Annotated in this window: 17 protein-coding genes and 1 tRNA gene; 7 read left to right on the forward strand and 11 right to left on the reverse strand. The window is 55.1% G+C overall.

The features are described from left to right. Positions 1-84 precede the first annotated feature (84 nt). The 3 genes from K3728_13905 to K3728_13915 all read left to right on the forward strand — a co-directional run bounded on the left by K3728_13905 (position 85) and on the right by K3728_13915 (position 1,638). The gene (locus K3728_13905) at positions 85-780 is read left to right on the forward strand and encodes a DUF2927 domain-containing protein (GenBank protein UWQ94783.1); all 696 of its coding nucleotides are present in this window, start codon (positions 85-87) and stop codon (positions 778-780) included. Positions 781-796: 16 nt separating this feature from the next. Continuing rightward, complete coding sequence (locus tag K3728_13910; GenBank protein ID UWQ94784.1) at positions 797-1,336, forward strand: adenine phosphoribosyltransferase; 540 nt, start codon at positions 797-799, stop codon at positions 1,334-1,336. Positions 1,337-1,550: 214 nt separating this feature from the next. Then, a tRNA-Leu gene (locus tag K3728_13915) sits at positions 1,551-1,638 on the forward strand. Positions 1,639-1,921: 283 nt separating this feature from the next. Here K3728_13915 and K3728_13920 read toward each other — a convergent pair. From K3728_13920 to hpaD, 8 genes are all read right to left on the reverse strand, one after another. Then, positions 1,922-3,103 carry an aspartate/tyrosine/aromatic aminotransferase gene (locus tag K3728_13920; GenBank protein UWQ94785.1) on the reverse strand — a complete coding sequence of 394 codons (1,182 nt, stop codon included), beginning with the start codon at positions 3,101-3,103 and terminating at the stop codon, positions 1,922-1,924. A gap of 22 nt (positions 3,104-3,125) precedes the next feature. Then, complete coding sequence (locus K3728_13925) at positions 3,126-4,661, reverse strand: sulfatase-like hydrolase/transferase (protein UWQ97568.1); 1,536 nt, start codon at positions 4,659-4,661, stop codon at positions 3,126-3,128. 68 nt (positions 4,662-4,729) lie between these two features. Beyond that, positions 4,730-6,646, reverse strand: a complete 1,917-nt coding sequence (locus K3728_13930) for a TRAP transporter fused permease subunit (protein ID UWQ94786.1) — start codon at positions 6,644-6,646, stop codon at positions 4,730-4,732. Positions 6,647-6,692: 46 nt separating this feature from the next. Beyond that, positions 6,693-7,694, reverse strand: coding sequence for a TAXI family TRAP transporter solute-binding subunit (locus K3728_13935; GenBank protein ID UWQ94787.1), 1,002 nt, complete (start codon positions 7,692-7,694; stop codon positions 6,693-6,695). Between the two features lie 87 nt (positions 7,695-7,781). Beyond that, positions 7,782-8,552 (reverse strand): 3-keto-5-aminohexanoate cleavage protein, encoded by a 771-nt coding sequence (locus K3728_13940; protein ID UWQ94788.1) that lies wholly within the window; start codon positions 8,550-8,552, stop codon positions 7,782-7,784. Next, on the reverse strand, positions 8,549-8,881 hold the full coding sequence (locus tag K3728_13945) for a RidA family protein (GenBank protein ID UWQ94789.1): 333 nt from the start codon (positions 8,879-8,881) through the stop codon (positions 8,549-8,551). The genes K3728_13940 and K3728_13945 overlap by 4 nt, the downstream gene beginning before the upstream one ends. Before the next feature lie 74 nt (positions 8,882-8,955). Continuing rightward, positions 8,956-9,933 carry a fumarylacetoacetate hydrolase family protein gene (locus tag K3728_13950; protein UWQ94790.1) on the reverse strand — a complete coding sequence of 326 codons (978 nt, stop codon included), beginning with the start codon at positions 9,931-9,933 and terminating at the stop codon, positions 8,956-8,958. Beyond that, positions 9,930-10,943: a 3,4-dihydroxyphenylacetate 2,3-dioxygenase gene (gene hpaD / locus K3728_13955; protein UWQ94791.1), complete on the reverse strand. Its 1,014-nt coding sequence runs from the start codon at positions 10,941-10,943 to the stop codon at positions 9,930-9,932. The genes K3728_13950 and hpaD overlap by 4 nt, the downstream gene beginning before the upstream one ends. A 102-nt stretch (positions 10,944-11,045) precedes the next feature. Between hpaD and K3728_13960 the strand changes: the two genes are divergently transcribed. Beyond that, positions 11,046-11,816: a DNA-binding transcriptional regulator gene (locus tag K3728_13960; GenBank protein UWQ94792.1), complete on the forward strand. Its 771-nt coding sequence runs from the start codon at positions 11,046-11,048 to the stop codon at positions 11,814-11,816. Here K3728_13960 and K3728_13965 read toward each other — a convergent pair. Further along, positions 11,805-13,289 (reverse strand): aldehyde dehydrogenase family protein, encoded by a 1,485-nt coding sequence (locus K3728_13965; protein UWQ94793.1) that lies wholly within the window; start codon positions 13,287-13,289, stop codon positions 11,805-11,807. The two genes, K3728_13960 and K3728_13965, sit on opposite strands and share 12 nt — an antisense overlap. Before the next feature lie 163 nt (positions 13,290-13,452). Between K3728_13965 and K3728_13970 the strand changes: the two genes are divergently transcribed. From K3728_13970 to K3728_13980, 3 genes are all read left to right on the forward strand, one after another. After that, a complete protein-coding gene (locus K3728_13970; GenBank protein ID UWQ94794.1) occupies positions 13,453-15,078 on the forward strand; it encodes a hypothetical protein in 1,626 nt (541 codons plus the stop codon). A 350-nt stretch (positions 15,079-15,428) separates the two neighbouring features. Continuing rightward, the gene (locus K3728_13975) at positions 15,429-16,094 is read left to right on the forward strand and encodes a TrkA family potassium uptake protein (GenBank protein UWQ94795.1); all 666 of its coding nucleotides are present in this window, start codon (positions 15,429-15,431) and stop codon (positions 16,092-16,094) included. A 2-nt stretch (positions 16,095-16,096) separates the two neighbouring features. After that, a complete protein-coding gene (locus tag K3728_13980) occupies positions 16,097-17,440 on the forward strand; it encodes a TrkH family potassium uptake protein (protein UWQ94796.1) in 1,344 nt (447 codons plus the stop codon). Positions 17,441-17,623: 183 nt separating this feature from the next. On the opposite strand, the gene K3728_13985 is transcribed toward K3728_13980, so the two are convergent. Beyond that, positions 17,624-19,276 (reverse strand): BCCT family transporter, encoded by a 1,653-nt coding sequence (locus K3728_13985; GenBank protein ID UWQ94797.1) that lies wholly within the window; start codon positions 19,274-19,276, stop codon positions 17,624-17,626. Between the two features lie 153 nt (positions 19,277-19,429). Beyond that, positions 19,430-21,937, reverse strand: coding sequence for a CoA transferase (locus K3728_13990; protein ID UWQ94798.1), 2,508 nt, complete (start codon positions 21,935-21,937; stop codon positions 19,430-19,432). Positions 21,938-21,979: the final 42 nt, after the last annotated feature.

Here is a 21,979-nt window from a genome sequence, read left to right on the forward strand (position 1 = left end):
CAAACCATGCGCCCGCGCAACAGGTCCGTGCCAAAGCGCCGCCCTGCGCTTGATCCCTGCCCCGCCCCTTGCCATCACTTCGCCATGTGGCGTGCCTTGCTTTGTCTTCTGCTCATCTGCCTTTCGGTTCCCCGTGCAGCCTCTGCGCAGGAATTCATTGCTGTGCCCGACCGGATCTCGGACGAGGCCTTCTATCGCCTTGTCGCCTGTGCGGCCCGCCCCGGCGGCGACTGCAACAAGCCCCTGATATATTGGCCCGAAGATCGCCGCCTTGCCCTGCGGGTGGGCATTGCAAGCACCGCTGAAAGCTTCCGGGATTACCGTTTCGATATCGTAGACGCCGCCATTGACGCCGCCATCGCCGAGATCAACGGCGCGGGCGCCCACCTGTATCTTGAGCGCGTCTATGAAGGGGAAATGGATGTCCCCTTCTACCTTGTGGACACGCCCCAAGGCGGCACGATCACCGGCACCGGGGTCGAGGAACTCGATGGCTCTTCCATCGCCATTGGCAGGGTCGCGATCCGGTCGCGGGGCGGTGAAATCGTGGCCTCCACCATTGCCATCAGCCAAGATATCCGCCGCCGGGAAATCGCCTCGGTCATTCTGGAAGAACTGGTGCAATCTTTGGGGCTGGTCACCGATATCGCCTCCCCCGCCTACGAGCTGTCCATCTTTGCCGAGAATGGCAATTCCATGACCCGTCTGCGCGGCCAAGATGCGAGCGCTCTGCGTCGGCACTACCCGCGCCCCGGCGTCCCTGAGCCCACCACAAATTAACGCCGGAGCCCCTTCGATGAACGCCCAGAAAACCGTGCGCGACTATATCCGCACGATCCCCGACTTTCCCCACGAGGGAATCATGTTTCGCGACGTGACAACCCTGTTCCAAGACCCTCGCGGCTTCCGTTTAGCGGTGGATCAGCTGTTATCGCCCTACGTGGGCGAAACCATTGACGCCGTGGCAGGCCTGGAGGCCCGTGGCTTCATCCTCGGCGGCGCTGTCGCGCACCAACTGTCCAAAGGCTTCATTCCGGTGCGCAAAAAGGGCAAACTGCCCGCCGCCACGATCGAGCAGGCCTATAAGCTGGAATACGGCGAGGCGATTGTGGAAATCCACGACGATGCTGTGCAAGCGGGCGATAAGGTCTTGATTGTGGATGATCTTCTTGCCACCGGCGGTACAGCCGAGGCGGGTATCAAGCTGATCGAACGCCTCGGGGCCGAGGTCATTGGCTGCGCATTCGTGATCGACCTGCCCGATCTGGGCGGACGTGCCAAGTTGGAGGCAATGGGCGTCCCGGTCCACGCAATCTGCGCCTATGAGGGGCTGTGAGAATAATTATTTTGATAACACAAATATCAATTCCCGCTTAACCTTACGTTAAGCATATCGTACTACCAAGTTGTACCGCTGAGTACGTAGCGGTTCAGTATTCGAGTAAACTGCAAAGTCTACGCGCCCTATCCCCAATCTAGGGCGCGTAGCACCATTTGCTGACGCTCCTCCATTGTCATCCTCTCAACACATCGGTAGGGCTATGGCTGCTGCGGGCGTGATGGAATTGGTAGACATACCAGACTTAAAATCTGTTGGGCCTTGTGCCCGTGCGGGTTCGAGTCCCGCCGCCCGCACCAATATTTCTCGAATTTCCTATAAATATCAATAAGTTGCAATGGTCCAGTGCGTGCAATTCCACCTATCAATCCACCTTTGCAAGAGCACTCGTAGTTACCTGGTTCAAGAATAGTACGATCTCGGCAAGCGGCCAAAATTCCGTAGACGATAGTCATGCTCTTTTGAGGACCGAAAGCGTGCATTCACAGAGCTTACACTCGCGCGACTTATTGCCCAATTAGTCTGAACTTTGCCGACGATCTATAGAGCATAAACGACCAGGAGGTGAGAAGCGGCGCGAACCTACAGGACACTCACTAGCGCATGTGCGACGCGATCAATCTGGTTCATTGAAATCCCCGCCAAGTTCATTCGACCACTGGATAGAATGTAGATACCATGTTCAAGACGCAGTTCGTCTACTTGGTCAGAGCTGAGGGACAAGGTGGAGAACATTCCGGTGTGACGTTCAAGAAAATCATACTGGTCCGAGTTCGTGTTGCGCCGAAGCGCTGCAGCCAATCGATTACGAACTAGTAGCACCCGGTCGCGCATCTGATTAAGTTCTGACAACCAGACCTCCCGAAGCTCGCCGTTGCTGAGTATCTCCTTAACCACGGTCGCGCCATGATCGGGTGGCATTGCATAGGTCTTGTTAATCAATGCGAGGATTTTTTGGCGGGTACGTCTGGCCTGCACGTCCGTTCTCGCCAAAGCTCCGAGGATTCCCACCCTGTCGCGATAGTTCGAAAAAGTCTTCGAACAGGTCACTGCGAGCATGGCTTCCGGTAAATCCTTAACCACTGCCCGAACCCCTTCAACATCTTCTTCCAGGCCCTTTGCAAAGCCTTGGTAGGCGACATCTAAAATCGGCAACAGGCCGCGGCTTTGGACGACTTCGGTCACCGCCCCCCATTCTGAAACAGATAGGTCCGCACCGGTTGGATTATGGCAACATGCTTGCAAGAGTACAGCGTCTCCCGGCTTGGCACGCCCCAAATCCTCCAACATTCCGGTGATATCAACACCTTGCGTGACCGGATCGTAATATCGAAATTCCGCAACGGCCAAGCGGCTCGCCCGAAGAATTGGGCCGTGGTTCGCCCAAGAAGGTGATGACATCCAAATCGTCGCTGTCGGGTTGGCTTCCGCGATCAAGTCGGCCGCGATGCGGAGCGCCGCGACCCCGCCCGGGGTCTGAACCCTTGCCCACCGATCAAGCGGGGCATCCTTTCCCAGCACCAATTCAGCCAGCAGCGTAGAAAATGCATCATCCCCCGCAAGGCCCACATAGGATTTGCTTGCTTGAGAGTCCAAAATCCTCGCTTCAGCCGTCTTGACGGCCGCCATGACTGGGGTCTGCCCGGCGTCGTCACGATACACGCCTAGGCCTAGATCAATCTTGTCTGTGCGCGTATCCGCCCGGAAAAGCTGCGACACCAAGTTTGCCCCGAATAGCGGCGTTTCTTCAAACTGTTCAAACATATATCTATGCCTCTCTGGCTATTCAGGCGCTGCGCAAGGCGCGCGGACTTTCGTCCATGAGCGAGATTAATTGTTGGGCCAACAACTCCAGCATGTCGGATTTGATCGCGGCAAACTCGGGAACGTCCCAAAGATTATGGGCCTGCGTCGGGTCGTTCTTGCGGTCATAAAGCTCGCCCCAGGTCTGACCATTGTGAAGCGACAGACGCCAATCAGGTGTCATGACCGAACGGACGCGAGTGGGGACGTCAAACCCCATGCGAGCAAAACCGTCACTATATTCGACCAAAAGCGAGTCATGGGCCGGCACGTCGTTAGTCATGGCAGGCAGCAGCGACACACCCTGCATCCCCACATAGGGAACCAGTCCAGCACGCTCCAAAATCGTGGCCGACACGTCGACGGTAGAGGCGAGTGTTTCGACCACTTTGCCCTTCTGACAGTCCGGCTCTTTCCAAATCATTGGGACACGCGTGACGGATTCGTGCATCCATGGCCCTTTCAGCAATAAGTTGTAGTCACCAAGGTAATCGCCGTGGTCAGAGTTAAAGATAATAACCGTATTCTCGGCCTGCCCCGTTTCTTCGAGAACCTGTATGATATCCCCGATGGCATCATCGATCATTGTGATCATACCCGCCGTCAGCGCCATCGCTTCCTTCACGTGCTGATCACGAACCATGATTGCATTGGTGTCCTTGTCGGGCGTGTCGCCACGCTCAAGCGCCTCTTTGCACGCAACCAATGGCGGTGGCGGGTTTTTATGCCTGTCGTAGGGCACCGGAATGTCGAATTGGTCGGGGGAATACATGTCCCAATACTTGCCGGGGGGCGTGAACGGGTGATGGGGATCCGGGAAAGAGACGTAGGTGAATTTGGGACGCGGATCGTCTGCATTTTCCTTCAGATGTGCTATCGCGCGGTCCCTGATGTAGCTGGTTGAATAATCCTCCTCCGCAACGGCAGTCCGCACGGCTTGCGGGCAGGTGTATTCGTGGGGCAATTGGTTCTTGCTATCGCGCAAGTCTTGCCAAGTATCGGGGTGTTTTTTGCGGAACCACTGCAGATAATGCCCACGCGCCGTCGCGCCGTGACCGGTGACGATGTCTACCTTCTCAAACCCATAGTATGGCGTGGGAACATTAAACCGGACATCGCCGGCGTAGCTCTCAGGGGCTTCTGATTTATTCGCGTTGGGTCGGGGCGCATGGGCTTCTTTCACCAGCCGTTCAGCAGAATCGTGCCAATCATGCGGGTTGCCGTCAGTCATCGGCTCCAAATGACTCTTCCCGATCGAGGCAGTCAGATACCCCGCCTTGCGTAGTACTTCGACAAAGGTATTGCTGCCCTCAGGCAGAACACATCCGTTGTAGCGGAGCCCGTTCGTCGTTGGAAAGCGCCCCGTCATGAATGCACCACGGTTGGGCATGCAGACGGGCGAGGCAACGTGGAAATCCGCAAACCGATTACCCTTTGCGGCAAGCGCATCAATGTTCGGCGTCTTTACGACCGGGTGGCCATAACAGCCCAGCCATTCGGCGCGGTGTTGATCCGTCATGATATAGAGGAAATTAATCTTCGTCACTGAACTGGCCACCTTTCTAAGAGGAATTTCACGAGCTACGTTTAGGTCGCAAGTTCGGCACGTGCGGAGAAGCGGTTAATCAAGATAAACGCTACTCCAACAACAATCGCCGCGCCGCTGATCAGAGGTTGGGGGTGAATGATAGCAATGCCTAGTGCAGCCCTTAGCAAGGCCTCCGGCCCTGACAGGCGCTTATAGTCAAAGCGGCTGGCGGCCGTCGCCACGAGGTAACACATCATAAACAAGCGAAAGAGGATGAATAGGAACGTAGACAGACTGAACACAGCGCCCGCTTCGGGAACGATCAAGGTCATCGGATTGTAGACCCAGAAGAAGGGCAGCAGAAAAATCACCACACCAATTCGCACCGCAGCCAAGCCCGTACGGGTCGGGTTCCCCCCTGAAATGGCCGCAGCCGCATAAGCTGTCATTGCGACAGGTGGGGTAATGCCAGATGCAACGCCGTAATAAAGTACGAACAAATGGGCGGTTAGCGGCTCTAATCCGAAAGAGCTCATAGTGCTGCCGAGTACAATAATGATTGTAAGGTAGGCAGGCAAAGTTGGCATCCCCATCCCCAGCAACATACAAGCGCCGCACGCCAAAAGTAGTGTCGCCAAGAGGCTGAAGTCAGTCGCCCCATTTAAAAGATACGATAGCGTCGACGGCAGACCGGTCGACATCATGGTTGCTATCACAATCGAGATGCAGGCCACGGCCATCAAGAGCCGGGCAAAGGACAAGCTACCTTTCGCAAACCCTGCAATGAGTCGGAATGGTTCGCGCCGGATATCCGCATTCAAGAAGCTGACGACAAAAAGTACGATCAGGGCCAACAAGGCTGAACCGGCTGGGGAAAGCCCCATCAGCAAGCTGAGTATAACCGTTCCGATTGGCAAAATGATCAACAATAGGTTGATGTAGTCCTGAAACGTGACATCCAGGCCCTCGGGACTTGCCTCTTCGGGTTCGATGTTTAGGCGGCGGCTCTCAAAAATGATCGTCAAGAAAAGCGACGTGTAGAAGAACAGTGCGGGTACGAGCGCGGCCGTCATGACCGTGACGTAAGGCACACCTACGAAATCAGCCAGGACCAATGCAGCAGCTCCCATGATGGGGGGCATGATCTGGCCACCCGTGGACGCTGTCGCCTCGACCCCGCCCGCAAAGCTGGCAGTGAACCCGCGCTTTTTGATCATTGGAATTGTGATAACGCCCGTGCCCACGACATTGGCGACGGCAGAGCCTGATACCATGCCGAAAAGACCGGATCCCAAAACGGCCGCGTGGGCAGGACCACCTCGATATTTGTAGAGGTGTTTGACGGTAATCTTTAGGAGTGAAAGGCCCGCGCCACTTCCTTCAAGCATTGCCCCAAGCACAATGAAAGGGAACACAGTAGAAAGCACGATACTGGTCACGTTGCCGAGGACACCATCGTCCATCGCAAGCCACAGATTCTCGGTCACTGAGGATACAAGCGATCCTTGAAAGCTCCAGATGAAGTAAATCAGTGACAGCCCGGCAACGATCACGAGAGGGGCGCCCCAAAGCCGGAAGGTCAAATACATGATGCATAGACATGCGGCAAAGGCTGTCCAAGCTTGGTAGGGTTCAAAGAAAACGATACTGGTGTGCATCAATGTGACATCGACATAGAACCGCCAGCAGGCGTAGGCCATGACGCCAAAAACAGTCAAATCGAGCGCAATTGCCGCGATCTCTAAGGATCTTCGCCCTTTCACTTTCCTCACAAGCGGTGAGGCAAGCAGAACAACCGCAACACATAGCAACATCACGCCGGCACGGTAGGGTTCCGCGTCAAACGGGCCAATGCGTGGCAATGGCCCGATTGCCGGCAGGCGGTGCATAATGGGGATGAGGCCCATGAAGAACGCAATGATCAAGGCAATGCGTGTCAAAGTCGGTTTACGACTGCTTGTCTGATCGTCGGTCATGGGATCCTCTGCACCTGAATGAGATGTTGCAAATAAGGAGATGCCGTTACTGCGGCATCAATTGCTCTGGGATTTCCAGCCCCTGCTCTTCGTAGTAGCGCACCGCACCAGGATGCAGAGGAATGTTGTTGCCGGCAAAAGGTGTGTTTGACAGGGCCCTCAACAGCGCAATCTCCTCGCGGTTGGCGTCAAGATTGTCCCAGAACGTGGCGGTCAGAAGATGGGCCTGATCGTCGCTCATTTCGGCATTGACCCCGACAGTCATTGTGAACGCATAGGTCGTGATATCGATGTCACCGTTCTCGATCCCCTCGTAGGAACCAGCAGGAATTCCACCAGCAATGCTGCCAACTCGGAGATAATCGGCGTAGGCTTCACTTTCGACAGTGCCCTCAGGGGCCGGAAGAAAACGATAGTCCCCCTGCAAAAGCAGTTGCACGATGTTGGCACTTCCAACCGCAGTCGAGAAGTTGAGGACATCAAACTGCCCGTCTTGGAACGCTTGAACTGCAGCTCCCCAGCCCATGCGGACTGTGTCATAATCGGTATCCGCTTCCAGACCGCTTACAAGATTCACAAACTCGGTGATTTGCGCGTTCGCACCGCCACCGGGAGGGCCGATATAGACACTGCGACCGGCGATATCGCTCCAGCTTTCGATACCACTATCTGCGCGAACGATCGGATGAAGTGCGCCGCCCGTAAAGCCAAAAAGCGAGCGAATGTTACCAGAAAGCTCGATGGCTTGCTCACCCAATTCGCTATAAGGCCCAGAACCTTGCGTCATGAGATGGAAGGCGCGTGGCGGCGTAATGGCGACGTCGATCTGCCCTGCGGCAAGACTTAGCGCGGACCGGGAAAGTGTCTGGCCGGAATTCAGGCTGATCTCGGTTCCGGTGCCTGCAAGGTCACGTCCCAGGACCTGTAGCACAACGGTTGTTAGACCAGTTTGACCGGCAGACTCTGCCAAAAGCTGTTCCGCGGCAGCAGGCCCGGCGAGCATCAAACTTGTTGCCGTGGCGAAAATCGAATTTCGAATAAAAGACATAGAGATCCTCCTTGTTGTTCACTTTGCAGGCTACGGTCCGGCACATGACCAATCATCGGTCAGCGCACTTAATTTCACGTGCTGAAACTAACTGGCCTTTTGGCCAACCTTTGCGCGTCCAATCGCGTGGAACAAATCAGCTACTCGAGCCGCATTAGTGCCAGCCATCGTCCCATCTTGGTTCAGGCGGTTGTTTTCAAAACCCAACCGCATCGCCCCGCCCTTTTGGGCTGCAGCCACGAGGCACTCTGTCTCCTTTCGGCCAAAGGCAGCGACGGCCCAGGACATTGGGCGGCGCCGAGCACTAAGAAACAAGTCGATCGAACCTGGGGTAGAAGATTTGCCACCGCTGTCACGCCCGAGCACGAAGAGTACCCTCAAAATCCCTTTCGGAATCACACCGTCATCTTGCAGCTTTTCCAGTTCAGCAACTTCTCCAGGACTATATAGGACGTGCTGAACCTCAGTTCCTTGATCACGCGCACTAAAATAGGTGACCCGTGCAGCAGGCAGGTCATCGTCCGCCAACTGCTCACGCAGTGCGATGGAAGCGCGAGCCGGTTGAAGCTTGTAGAGAAGTCGGCGTTGATCGGACGGCGTATAGCGGTTTCCAAGCGCCGTCGAGATCTGTACGGCCATGTCGGGCAGCACCCGGGCCATTTCACTTAGCAACTCGCTGTACTGACCAATATCCAAGCTATGGTTGCCACTGATATCGCGCACATGAGCATGAAGCGCATCTGCCCCTTCCGCGAAGCATTCGGCCGCACAGGATACGATTTCATCCATTTTTGTTGGAATGGCCGGATGATCATCCTTGGTCAAATAGGCACCATTTGGGGCTACTATTATGCTCACTTTGACACCTCATCGGCTGGCTCATAGGGCAAAACAATCAACGCCTTCACTTGAAGTTTGCACCCTTCGGGTAACTCGAGGACAAGGGCATTTCGAGCCGGGCGGTGTTTTGGATCAGGCCAACACTGCAACCAGAATTGGTTGACAACGTCACGGTCCGTCTTGTCGGCCATGTAAAGCTCGACGCTCAAAACGTCCTGCAAAGTCGCCCCTGCTGCGGCAAGAATATCTTGGAGATAAGCAAAGCACAGCTGCGCTTGGCTCTTCACATCCGCCGGGTAATGGTCTGCATCCGGTTCTTTTCCCAGTATGGAAGAGGTGGCCATCATTCCTCTGTGCAAGGCGGCGTTTGGCACAGGGTTCTTGTGCTGGGCGACATTCGCAACATTCAGAGATCGGACCATCAGGCACCGCCCTTTTTGTGAATAATCGGGTTCTCTAGCCGTCCTAGAGGTTCAATCTCGATTGACACTGTGCCCGTTTCCTCACCCAACAGCAGGCTCTTGTGGCCGCGAGGGAAGCGTCCAGCGCCCTTGCCCGTTGTCCCAAATGAAATCATATCACCGGGTTCCAAAGTGAAATAGCGGCTCGCCTCGGCGATGCATTCCTCCACTGAAAAACGGTAATTCCCTGTATGATCTGAGGTGAACTTCTCGTCATTCAGCCACCCCGTTACGTATAGGTCATTGGGGTCGATGACTTCATCCCTGGTCGTGATCCAAGGGCCCATCGGACCGAATGTATCGGTCCCTTTCGAGCGTGTGTGATAGACGTAGTAGGCGTCGGTATCATTATCACCGTGCAGGTTGCGCCATTTGTAAAATTCGGGTCGCGCGAGGTCGCTGTCATATGTAACCGCAATGCTATCTTTGCCGAATTTCAACCCGTGCGAAGTAACATCATTATGGATCACGAAGCCAAATACATAATCAAGCGCTTGGTCGTCCTTGATATGTTTGGCACGTTTACCAATCACAGCGCAGATTTCGGGTTCCGGGATGACTGCGCCCCATTCAGGATCAACAACAATAGGTTTTCCGCACCCTTGAAGCGCCGATGGGGGCTTGAGAAAGAAGTTGGGGACACCAGGATCCGTATGGGCCTTTTTCATCAGTTCCTTGTTGTTGAAGGCCACCCCCAAAATTTTTGAAGGATTTGGCAACGGCGGCGCCCAATCCAGGTCGCCGGCGATTGCCTCAACACTATCAACGGCACCCACCAATGTGCCGGCTGAAATCTCGGCTCGAACAAACTCGAGCACCGTCCCACATTCCTCTACATTGGCAGCTCTACAAACGGCTTGCAGTTTGCGGGGAGCACCATCCGTGCCCCTCATTACCGCGACTTCTTGGCCATCTATTTTCAGGGTTCCGATTTTCATGAGTTTGCCTTTTCCAAGTAATCCTCAAGTGTCACAGGAGGGGCGTCCAACAGCGGCGGCTGTGGCGATACGCCTTTGAACTCGGTGGTCTCATAGAACCACCGCCTTGGTGCCGGGAAACCCCAAATCTGCGAGCGGCGCGTGTCGCTCAGATCCCATCGTAGCGGTACGTAATCACTGTCGATGACGTTGTAATGACTAGAAAACACCTCAACACGATGCCCATCCGGATCACGGAAATAGACGAAAAACGCATTGCCGATTCCGTGGCGTCCAGGTGCACGATCCATAGTGTCCGCAAGCCCAAGAGACGCCATTACGTCTGCGGCATGAATGATCGACGCGATTTCAGGCGTGTGAAACGCAAAGTGATGCAAGCTTGGTCCGCGACCATTGCTGAACACAATGTCCTGCGTGTTGTTTTTACGCTTTAGCCAAACACCCCACATCTCATCAGTACCGTCACGTGCTGTGTATTCAGTAAGTCGGAACCCCATATCGTTGTAAAACGTGTACGCTGTCGCGACATCATGACAGGCGATTTGCGCATGATCGAGAAAAGCCAGCTTACCGCCCGAATGCGTGTGGAAATGGCGCATTCGGTTTTCGGGTTGATCCATGGTCGCGCAGAATTCCAAAGGAACGCCCACGCCGTCAGACACATGTAGCGTCGGTCCTTGAAAGGGACGCTCCACCATGCGCGCCTCATGCCCCCGCTCGGCGAACCACTCTTGCGCTCGCTTAAGGTCTTCATGCTCGTAAACACGATACCCAATCCGCTGCGCCGTCGCCGGGCCCTCATCGGATTTGCGTGTGAACACCAATGAATGGTGCCCAAATTCTTCCTGTGCCCGAAGATAGAGGTGGTCCTCATCGGCTGCTGTAACTTCCAATCCCAGCCCGGTTTCATAGAAAAAACGCGTCGCATCCAGATCACGACTTTCTAGGACAAGATGGCTAAGTCGCGTCACATTGAAGGCGGGACGCAGCGGCGGGGTTAGTAGGGACATTCCTCAACAATCCTTATTTTTCTTTCAACATCATTGCGAATTCCGGGATGGAGTTTAGCCCGCACGCGCGCTAGTTTCACACCGTGAAACTAGAGGTGTGTCATGGCTTCTTTCTCCTCAGTGAGATCCATTGAGCGAACGCTGGCAGTTTTGGTCTTGATGAACCGACGACCTATAAGCCGCGTCAAAGAGCTTGCCGAGGGCGCTGGTCTTTCTCCGGCGACTGTTGTGCGGATTCTCGAAACTTTGGTCGAGCTTGGATATGTTCGCAAGCAAGCGCGGATGACAGGCTACACCTTGACGGAAAAAGTGAACGAGCTGTCGGCCGGCTATCACGGGCTGCCCACTTTCGTAGACCAGGCCAAACCCGTGTTGGTAGAACTCACCCATCACTTGCTTTGGCCGGCCGCCCTATCGACATTGGACGGGACGGACATGGTTGTCCGGCTTTCGACCATCCCGAACAGCCCCTTGGCACACACCCATTCCACCTTGCAAAAACGCCTTGATCTTCTGACTCGCGCTCATGGCCGTGCGTACCTTGCCTTTTGTTCCGCACAGGAACGGCGCAGGCTCTATTCTGCTCTGCACGAAAGCCAAATTACCTTACTAAGTCCGGAAGAAATAGAAACCCAGATGGCGGGTATACTTCACCGTGTCCGAGAACTTGGCTATGCCGAACGCGACCACGAGATTGACCCGCAAACAACCACCATTGCGATGCCCGTCCGGCACGGTAAAGACGTGATTGCAGTCATCGGAATTACATTCTTTCGAGGATCTAACCCCAAGGTTCCGTTACTTGTGAAGGCTCTGCAAGTGACTGCGACCAACATCGAAGGCCTGATCAAGCGCGAGGATTCAGATCTTTAACCAAGCAGTCTTCAGGTTGGTGAACTTGTCGACTGCATGAAGGGATTTATCGTAGCCATTCCCGGATTGCTTGACCCCTCCTAGGGGGGAGGTCACATCAACGGGGGCTGCTCGGTTTACTTGCACCATTCCCGTGTGCATCCCTCGTATCATGCGATGCGCACGGGATAGATCTTTGGTCCATACCGCTCCTGCCAATCCGTAAACGGTTCCATTGGCTAGATGTAACGCCTCTTCCTCGGTATCGAAGCTATGTACAGACAGGACCGGGCCGAAGATCTCGTCGCGGAAAAGGTCGCTCTGCGTGCTTGCCCCTTTTAGGATTGTCGGCGCCATATAGGTGCCACCACTTTCCCCATGGAGGGCGTGCCCCCCCGTGACCACTTCGGCACCTGCCGCAACAGCGTCCTGCACCGCGTTCAGGTTCTTTTGCAGTTGGGCCGGGCCGTGAACGGCACCGGTAGAATTTACGAGTGATAGCGGGTCGCCAACAATCAATGATTGCGTGCCTGCTGTGACTTTTTCCAAAACTTCATCAAAGATGTCGCGCTGCACCAATAGCCGTGAAGCCGCTACACAGACCTGCCCCGAATTGGGGAATATCGCCCCAATGGTTCCCCCTGCTGCAGCATTCAGGTCTGCGTCTGGGAAAATCACATTTGCAGACTTCCCACCCAGCTCCAGATAGATCCGTTTCAAGTTGGACCGAGCCGAGTATTCCAAGAGCCGTCGCCCAACAGCGCCCGAGCCGGTAAAGGTCAGCACCTCCACGTCCATCGACATCGCCAAGGCCTCTCCCGCGACGGCACCGCCGCCTGTCACAATATTGAGCACACCGGGCGGCAAACCTGCCTCTAGAGCTAACTCACCAATACGCAGAAGCGTCAGAGACGCGCTTTCCGACGGCTTCAGAACGACGCTGTTGCCGACTGCCAAAGCAGGGGCCAGCTTCCACGTGCCAATCATCAGGGGGAAGTTCCACGGCACAATGGCGCCAACCACACCAACCGGTTCGCGATGGATCAACCCCAAAACATCCGGAGCTGTCGGCGCGATCTCTCCATAAATCTTGTCCAAGGCCTCGGCGTAGTAACGAATGGTATTAGCAGCATTCATCGGTTCCGCATTGAATGCCATGCGGATCTCGGTCCCGTTTTCCCGAGCCCCCAAGACCGCCAATTCCAATGCGTTTTTCTCGATCAGGTTCGCCCACTCCAACATCACCTGTTTACGTTCTATTGGCGCCCTGCCGGACCATCTACCATCCGTGTATGCTGTTCTTGCCGAGGCGACTGCGCGTGCCACATCGTCCGCCGCACTTTCAGCCAGGTTTGCCAGAATGCCGCCGTCAATAGGCGAGATCGTAGCGCGCGTTTCTCCTGTGGTCGCGGCAACTTTTCGGCCATCAATCAAGTTGCGCTGCTCAGGGATTAGTTGGTGACGCAGTGCATCAATGGCGTCTTGATCTAGCATTTCGAAGTACCAATTCTCTACGGGACGTTTGCAAAAACAGTAGCTCAACCGTGGAGCCTTACCCCGTGACACTCCAACGGATTTCAACAGGTGAAACAGACGGAATGGCTGGTCTCAAGCCCGCTCAATTGCTTTACGTCCTAAAAGAAACGCGGAGTACATCATGGCACGACACACAACCGGCGAAATAATCACTCGGATGCTTGTTCAGCAGGGAGTAGACACTGTTTTCGGAATCCCCGGCGCGCACATGTATGACCTCAACGATGCGATTGCTCGCGAGGAAGGGCTTCGCTTCGTCCACACGCGCCACGAACAAGGTGCTGGCTACATGGCCTATGGCTATGCCCGCTCCACCGGGCGGCCCGGCGTGTTCACTGTTGTACCCGGCCCCGGCCTGTTGAATGCCGGTGCCGCGCTTTGTACCGCATATGGTGCCAATGCGCCCGTGATGTGCCTTACCGGAAACATCATGTCCCATATGATCGGGAAAGGGCGCGGGCAGCTGCATGAATTGCCCGACCAGCTTGCCCTGATGCGGGGCCTGACCAAATGGTCTGAGCGCATTGACCACCCAAGCGAGGCCAAGGCTGTTATGGCGGACGGTTTCCGCCATCTATTGTCAGGTCGCCCCCGCCCTGTCGGAATTGAAGCGCCTTGGGACGTGTTTGGCCAATCTACTGAGCTGGAGCTTGACGCGGAAAGCTATGACCCTGACGCGACCTTGCCAGACGAGGCTGAGATTGAGGCCGCCGTATCCGCTATTGCGAAAGCAACGAACCCACTGATTATGGTCGGTGGTGGCGCCATGAATGCAGCTGCCGAAGTTCTTGAGTTGGCCCAAAGATTGCAAGCGCCGGTCACGGCACACCGATCTGGTAAGGGGGTCCTATCCGAAGATCACCCCCTCTCGCTTCTTCCGCCTGCGGCCTGGCATTATTGGAAGGACTGCGACCTGTTGATTGGCATTGGCTCGCGCCTGGAGCTTCAACATATGCGTTGGAAATGGATGCCCGCGGGCCTGAAGACAATCCGTATGGACATCGACCCGACCGAGTTTGTGCGCTTGCCAGCAGAGCACACAATCTTGGCGGATGCCGTAAGTGGCACACAAGCGTTACTAGACGCGTTGCCCACGGCTTCGCGTAACGACCGTGGCGCCGAATTGGAGACCTTGCGCCAATCAGTAGCGCCAACTGTTTCCGCGGTTAAGCCGCAAGTCGACTACCTAAACGTCATACGAGACGTTCTGCCACGTGACGGATTTTTTGTAGAGGAAGTCAGCCAAGTAGGGTTCACCGCGCGGATGGCCTTCCCAGTCTACGCACCGCGCCAATATGTGAGCTGCGGCTATCAGGACAATCTCGGATTTGGGTTCAACACTGCGTTGGGCGTGAAGATCGCTCACCCCGATCGCTCTGTGGTGTCGGTATCAGGCGATGGCGGGTTTATGTTTGGTGTGCAAGAGTTAGCAACCGCTGTGCAGTACCGTATCGGCGTTGTGGCCATCGTGTTCAACAACGGCTCTTACGGCAACGTCAGACGGGATCAGCAGATGCGCTACGGCAACCGATTGATCGGATCTGACCTGGAAAACCCCGATTTTGTAGATCTGGCACATAGCTTTGGCGCTTGGGCAAGGCGTGTCACCAACCCGTCGGAGCTGCGAAACGCTTTGACCGAAGCCCTTGAATTAGATGCTCCGGCCGTGATCGAAGTCATGATCGGGCGGGATGGCGACGGGTCCCCTTGGCCATTGATTCACCCTGCCCCGCACGGAGCTACATAGATCAGGCCCCGCTTCTAGTCGAAAATAGCAGAGGATAAGCGTGCCCGACCAAAGGCCAGAGATACCTGTTTCGGATCAACCCGATTTGGTCAGCTGTCCGCAACAGAGCGAAAGCCAGAATACAGGCTTGGGCAAACTGCGTCCCGGTTCGAGAGCGATCACTCAAATGTCAGTGAAGTCGAATTTGCTAGCCGCGCCATCGCCTCCGCTAAGCATGAAAGGCTCCAACCAAGCAGCGCGTTAAACGCTGCCCTGCTGCATCAACTCCCCTTCGGGGCGGCCGATATTGACATCGTTCTGCACTGCAGCGATCTTCGCGCACTTGTAATCATGGATCTTGAGTTGAAAACATGAAGAACTCTCCAAAGCGCACATTTGGAGTCGTGGGCCTCGGCAACTTTGGCAGCACTGTCGCGAAGGAATTGCAGCGGTTCGGCAATCACGTCATCGGTATCGATATCTCTGAAGCCCGCGTCGTGACCCTTGCCGATGTTCTTTCGCACACCTTGATCGTAGATGCCCGAGATGACGTTGCCTTGCGCGAAGCGGGGTTCAGTGATTGTGATGTGGCCGTCGTTGCCATGGGCGATGATCTGGAGGCCAGCATTCTGACGGCAATCAACCTTAAACTGGTCGGCGTACCCGTGGTTTGGGCCAAAGCCACGACCAAGACGCATCACAGAATCCTAAGTAAACTCGGTGTCGACAGAGTCATTCACCCCGAAGTGGAGGTCGGCCAACATATTGCACAGGTTTTGCATAACCCTCTGGTGCGCGACTATGTCAGCCTAGGCAACGGCTATCATGTAGTGAATTTCCGTATCCCCGAAAGTCTTGAGGGCAAGAGGCTCCAAGACTTACCCCATGGATCAAAATTCAAACTGCGTTGCATCGGCGTCATGCGTGGCACCGAGTTCGTGGGGCAAGATGCTACGGGATGCCAGTTGGAACGCGATGATCTTTTGCTACTCCTCGGCAAGCGCCAAGATCTGCGTAATTTCACGGCCAGCTTGTAGCTATGGCGCTTTTGCCGGCAAAAATGATGAAACGGCGCTCGCCGCTGCGTTTGACGCCGCCCGCTGTTCTAGTGATCTTTTACTTCGCCTTCATTGTCGTGGGGGCGCTACTTCTCTGGCTGCCCATCTCGCACTACGGCACTATCAGTTTGGGCGATGCGTTGTTCACCTCCACATCTGCCGTGACCGTGACGGGCCTTGTGTTAGCGGATACGGGCACGGCCTTCACGGGCTTCGGGCAGGCCGTCATCGCAATACTCATTCAGCTTGGTGGATTGGGGTTGATGACGTTCGCGGTGTTGATCCTTGGGGCACTCGGCATCCCGGTGGGTATGCCCCAGCGGCTGATCCTACGTGAAGACTTGAGCCAAACATCCCTGTCAAACTTAACCTATCTCGCGCGCATTGTTTTTAAGATCGCCCTCGTTTGCGAGGCGGTCGGGGCCGCCTTTTTGGCCCTCGTCTTCGTGCCTGAATATGGCTGGCAGGGTCTTTGGCAGGCTGCTTTCCATTCGATTTCAGCCTTCAACAATGCAGGCTTTGCCCTCCATCCCGACAGTCTTTCGCAATGGGTGGGTAATCCGATCATCAACATCGTGATCCCCGCCCTTTTCATTCTGGGAGGACTTGGGTTTATTGTCGTAGGGGATATTTACCAGAAGCGTCAGTGGCGCAAACTGACACTACATTCCAAGCTGATGCTGCTTGGTACCGGTGTTTTGATTGTCTGGGGAAGCGTCATGTTCGGCCTTCTCGAATGGACAAACCCCGGCACATTGGGTACGTTAACCACAGGCGATAAACTCTGGGCAAGTTGGTTTCAGGGTGTCACGCCGCGCACGGCCGGGTTCAATACGATCGACACCAGCGGCATGCACGACAGCGCCACAATGCTAACCATGACGCTTATGTTGGTGGGGGGCGGCAGCACCTCTACTGCCGGCGGCATCAAGGTAACCACGCTTTTCGTGTTGCTGTTGGCGACGGTTGCCTTTTTCCGACGGCAAACAACATTAAACGCCTTTGGACGATCTTTGGGGGTCGATGAAGTGATGAAAGTGCTCGCCCTCACTACGATCTCTATGTTTCTAGTCTTAACAGGCATCTTTGTGGCATCGATCAATCACGACGGAGAATTCATCGACATCGCATTTGAGGTCACATCAGCCTTTGGCACCGTGGGCCTGTCGCGCGGCAGCACCGGGGATCTTGATGGGATTGGCCGCGGTATCATCATGACGATAATGTTTATCGGACGGGTCGGCCCCTTAGCGATTGGCTTTTTCTTCGCGACCCGCAGCGCACCAAGGGTCAATTACCCGGCAGGTCAAATCTATCTGGGGTAGTCCAATTACCTGGTCAGATATCGCTGCATCACAATGCATCAACCGAGAGCAGCGGAATTGGCGCCTTAAAGCGCGTCTTCGCAATCATTGGCGTGAGAAGAGCCTCTACCCGCAATCGGCGTGATAGGCTGCCTCGTGCCAAGGAGAGCAGGAGGGAGCAGCTTCGCCCCCTCCCAATTGGTGTTAGCCTTCGTGAACGGTTTGGACCCCATTCTTTTCGCGCATCCCATCCTTCACAATCGCTTTCACGAGCGAGAAGCACATCAGTACCATCACAAGCGAAAATGGAAGTGCACCGATCACCATAGCGGATTGGATCGCGCCAACCCCACCTGCAATCAACAATCCACCCACAACCAGCGACAGGGCCAAGCCCCAGAAGATGATGTGTGGCCGACCAGAGGGCTCCTCAGTGCCAGCGGAGTTGATCGTATTAACGATCAAAATGGCAGAGTCTGCCGTTGTCACCAAATAGGTCAGCAACAGTACCACAACGATCACGGCCATTATCCATGCCAGACCGGACTCGAGGATAAAGTCGAGCATCGCGAAGAGTTGGTTTTGTTGACCTGCGCCAGAGATAGCATCGCCTGCGCCACCATTCAGGGTCAAATCGATCGCAGTACCGCCAACAATTGTGAACCAAATGAAGCACATGAGCGATGGGACAATGATCGCACCCAGAATATACTCACGAAGTGAGCGTCCCCGAGAAATACGCGCAAGGAATACGCCTACGAAGGGGGCGAATGCGATCCACCATGCCCAATAGAACACAGACCAACCGCCTTGCCAGCTCGCCAGTTGCGCGGCCTCGCTGCCTTCAACCCCATCAGATGTCCAGACGGTGAATAACAATTGCGGAAGCTGAACAAGGTAAGCCACTAGCCCTTCAAAAAGCGCGCTAAGGCCAAAGAACGTTGACCCGAAAATCAGGAAAAACGCGAGCAGGAACAAGCTGAGCCCCATGTTGATGTTGGAAAGCCATTTGATTCCTTTGCCAACCCCGGACAAGGCTGACAGGGTGGACGCGCCCATGATAATCAACAATGCAGTTATAACACCTGCGGTGGATGGATCACCGGATTCCGCGACAATCAGCCAGTCACCCAATCCGATCCGGTGCAGGCCAGATACGAATTGCTCGACCCCGAAACCCAAGGTCTGTGCCACGCCAAGAATAGTGGCCACCACGGCAACTACATCCACGACATGCCCGAGAATGCCAGACAACCTTGCTCCAAAGAGAGGTGTCAGCGCGGAGCGGATCGTCAGTGGTAAATTGCGCCGATAGGAAAAATAGGCCAACGACAGGCCCACCACCGCATAACAAGCCCACGCCGAGAAGCCCCAATGAAGGAATGACCAAACGTAGGCGTTAGTGACGTTATCTGCGGCTGATGCGCTAGCTTCGCCCGTGATTACATCGGGGTTCGTGGCGAAATGATACATAGGTTCGGCCGTCGCAAAAGTCAGCATCCCGATCCCAATCCCGGCACCGAACATCATCGAAAACCAAGAAAAGCTAGAAAACTCTGGCTTATCACCGTCCAAACCCAACTTCAGTCGGCCGGTGCTTGGAATCAAAGCTAGTACGACACAGACAATCAAGAAAAGCGCGACAACGTAGATGTACCAACCGGAAAAGGTACCGAGAAGCGCGCTATTGAGGTCACCTAGAAAGGTCGCCGCTCTTTCGGGAACAGCAATTGCCCAAACAATTAGGGCCGCGATTAAGATTTTCGACGTGATAGCAACATCTTTGCTGAAACCAGCATAGAAGCCGCGATCGGCTGTTTGGATGGGTAAGTCCATCAAGGGTGGTTTATTGGCCATGTTTCCTCCAATATGGCAGGTGGTTCCAGACACAAATGCTCCTCCCACGCGCCATTGTGCCGCGTGACCTTTGCTTTCAATCTGGATAAGATCTTGTAATTTTTTCTGTGTCCCGCGCCCAATGCGAAGAGATGGCGCGAACAAAGTTTCAGACTAGCTTGGCAGGTATTCCTCGCTCCAACTCTCTCGTAGATCTCCAGTCTTGAGCATCGCCGCAATGGCGGTGTCGGCATAACCGAGTTCTTTCAGGATGGTACGGGTAGAAGTGCCGAATTTCTCGGCTGGCGTCACCCCGATGACTCTTCCTCGAGACGTTCGAACGGCATAGGGATCAAGTTGGATAACCTCATGCCCGCTTGGGTGGTCGGGATAGAGAGAAAATGAATAGCTGCCGTTTGACGTGCCGGGATCGCCATCAGCCACACGCAAATTCTTGGCTCTCAACGCATCAAGGTTCTCGCATATAACGGCGCCAATATCGGCGGCCTGCAGTCTATCAACCCAGTCAGCGGCGGTTTGGGTCTGAAATGCGGTAGCAAGAAAAGCCGCGCGATCTTCTTCGGGAAGGTCGGGCAGTTCTTCAAGTCCCTCAACCTTCCGAAACAGGGGCAAATCCCCTTCGTAGGCGCTCAGCAAGATATGGCGCGATGCAGTGCTATAAAAACGTGTTAACGCGTCATAGCCGCTGACTTCCGGCCCCGAAGGCTCATCAAACAACCCACGGCCTTTAAAATCAAAGGCAAAAGGCACTTGGAGCAAGCCGCTGTTCGAGGACAACGATGTACGACCTCGGCCGATGCGGCCATGTCGATGTTTTTGATAGAGCGCCGCCGCGACACCCAAGGCACCTCCGAAACCACACATTACGTCGATTGTGCCAACATGGGCGTGCTCCTCAGGGCGGTCCATCGCCCCACCAAAGCGCAACATGATGCCTGTAGTCGCTTGCACCAGATCATCGTATCCGATGTAATCCGTACGGGCACCACGGCGTACGCCACTGAAGCAATCCAGTTTGCAAAAAAGCGCGTCCGGGTTGAGTTTGCGCAGGTTTTCGGCGTCCAATCCCACCTTTTTTATCTGGTTGTCCGGCGCGTTCCAAACGATCACATCAACGGACTTTACCAAATCTTCAAAGACCTGCCGACCATGGCGCGATGTAATATCTGCAAGGATCGAGCGCTTTCCGCGCATTTGCGACATGCCGTAAATGACAGTATTCCAACTGTCATACATAGGCTCTGCCGGTTCCAGCTTGATTACTTCGGCACCGAAACGCGCCAGATAGCTGGCCGAGTGAGGACCGGCGATGACGTTGCACAGGTCAAGCACCCGCACTCCCGACAGCCAGCCTTCACGGTCGGAAGTGTCAGTAGGTTCAGGTATTTCCGTGCGGATCTTCTTGAGGATGCTCAGCGCCTCGTCAAACGCAACCCAACGGCGCGGTTCCGGCGTTAAGGCTTCCTCACCACTTTCCTCCATCCAAACCACTGGCCCGGGCTGTGTCATCTCGCCATACTCGGGGTCATAAACGTCTATCATCAGACCCGCCGTCTCGGCGTATTCGTCGTGAATCCATTCCTGTAGCCAACGCTGTGGCGCACCGGGAATTAGCCCGCGGCCAAACATCTTCTTCCACTCGTGCGATGTGCGGGTCATGAAGACCTCTTTCATCCGCGCGGAAATCTTGTCGGCCCAGTCCTTGGGCATCGGATAGACCCCAAGCGATGTCTTGCTTTCCCATTCGGACCACGGCTTGTAGGTATCTTCCTCTGACGTCAGGCCCTCTTCGACTAGCTCATCATAGATTCCCAAAACCTCAAGACACCGACGCGCGTGATTTTTGTGGCTGGGACATACGACGTAGAACATCCGCCCGTCCTTGCACATGTAACTGCGGAAAAACGGGTCCATCAGTTCTTGCAAGTCTTCGTAGCTGACATTCATCGGCAGGCCTTCAACACGGCGGCGCTCAATTTCTGTCTCGCGTTGGGTCAAATAGCGCTCTGGCAACCCGTCAACTTTGATCGAGTTATAGCAAAGGCCCTCCATCACGGCAGCGGCCAGCGGCACTTCGATCTGATCTCCCAGTCCGGTTATTTGCCGGGACTGCAGTGCCAGTACGGTCGCCGAAGCAGCAATTTGCGAGGCATAGGCAGAGGCCAGCGGCAGCGGCGAAAACGATGGGTTCAATCCCATCAATACACGGTTCAGACCCATATCGGTGAACACACCCGAGCTGGCCGAAACGATGCTTTCATAGGCCCGCAATTCGCGGCGCTCTGCATCGTTAGACGCGAAGCCCGGCACCGAAATCGTTATAAGCTCGGGCCGTTCGTTGCGCATGGCGGCAAAGTCGAACCCCAGATTGGCAATTTTACCAGGCCTGAAATTCTCAACGATGATATCGGCCTCAGCACATAAAGCGCGCGCCTGAGACAGGCCTTCATCAGATTTCAAGTCAAGGTTAACAATAACTTTGTTGCGGTTCAGCGTGGCATTGGCCGGGCTATCCCACATTGCTCCCTCAGGAGGGTCGATATGCACGACCGTGGCCCCCAAGTCGCCGAGAAGCATCGCCACTGCAGGGCCTGCGATATACTGTCCAAAGTCGATGACCTTTACGCCGGTAAGCGGCAGTTTGGAAAACGAGTTTCGCATGTGATCTCCATCAAAAACTTCTTAGTTCTGTGATTATCGGGG

Source organism: Rhodobacteraceae bacterium M385 (genome assembly GCA_025141835.1).
Classification (GTDB): domain Bacteria; phylum Pseudomonadota; class Alphaproteobacteria; order Rhodobacterales; family Rhodobacteraceae; genus Gymnodinialimonas.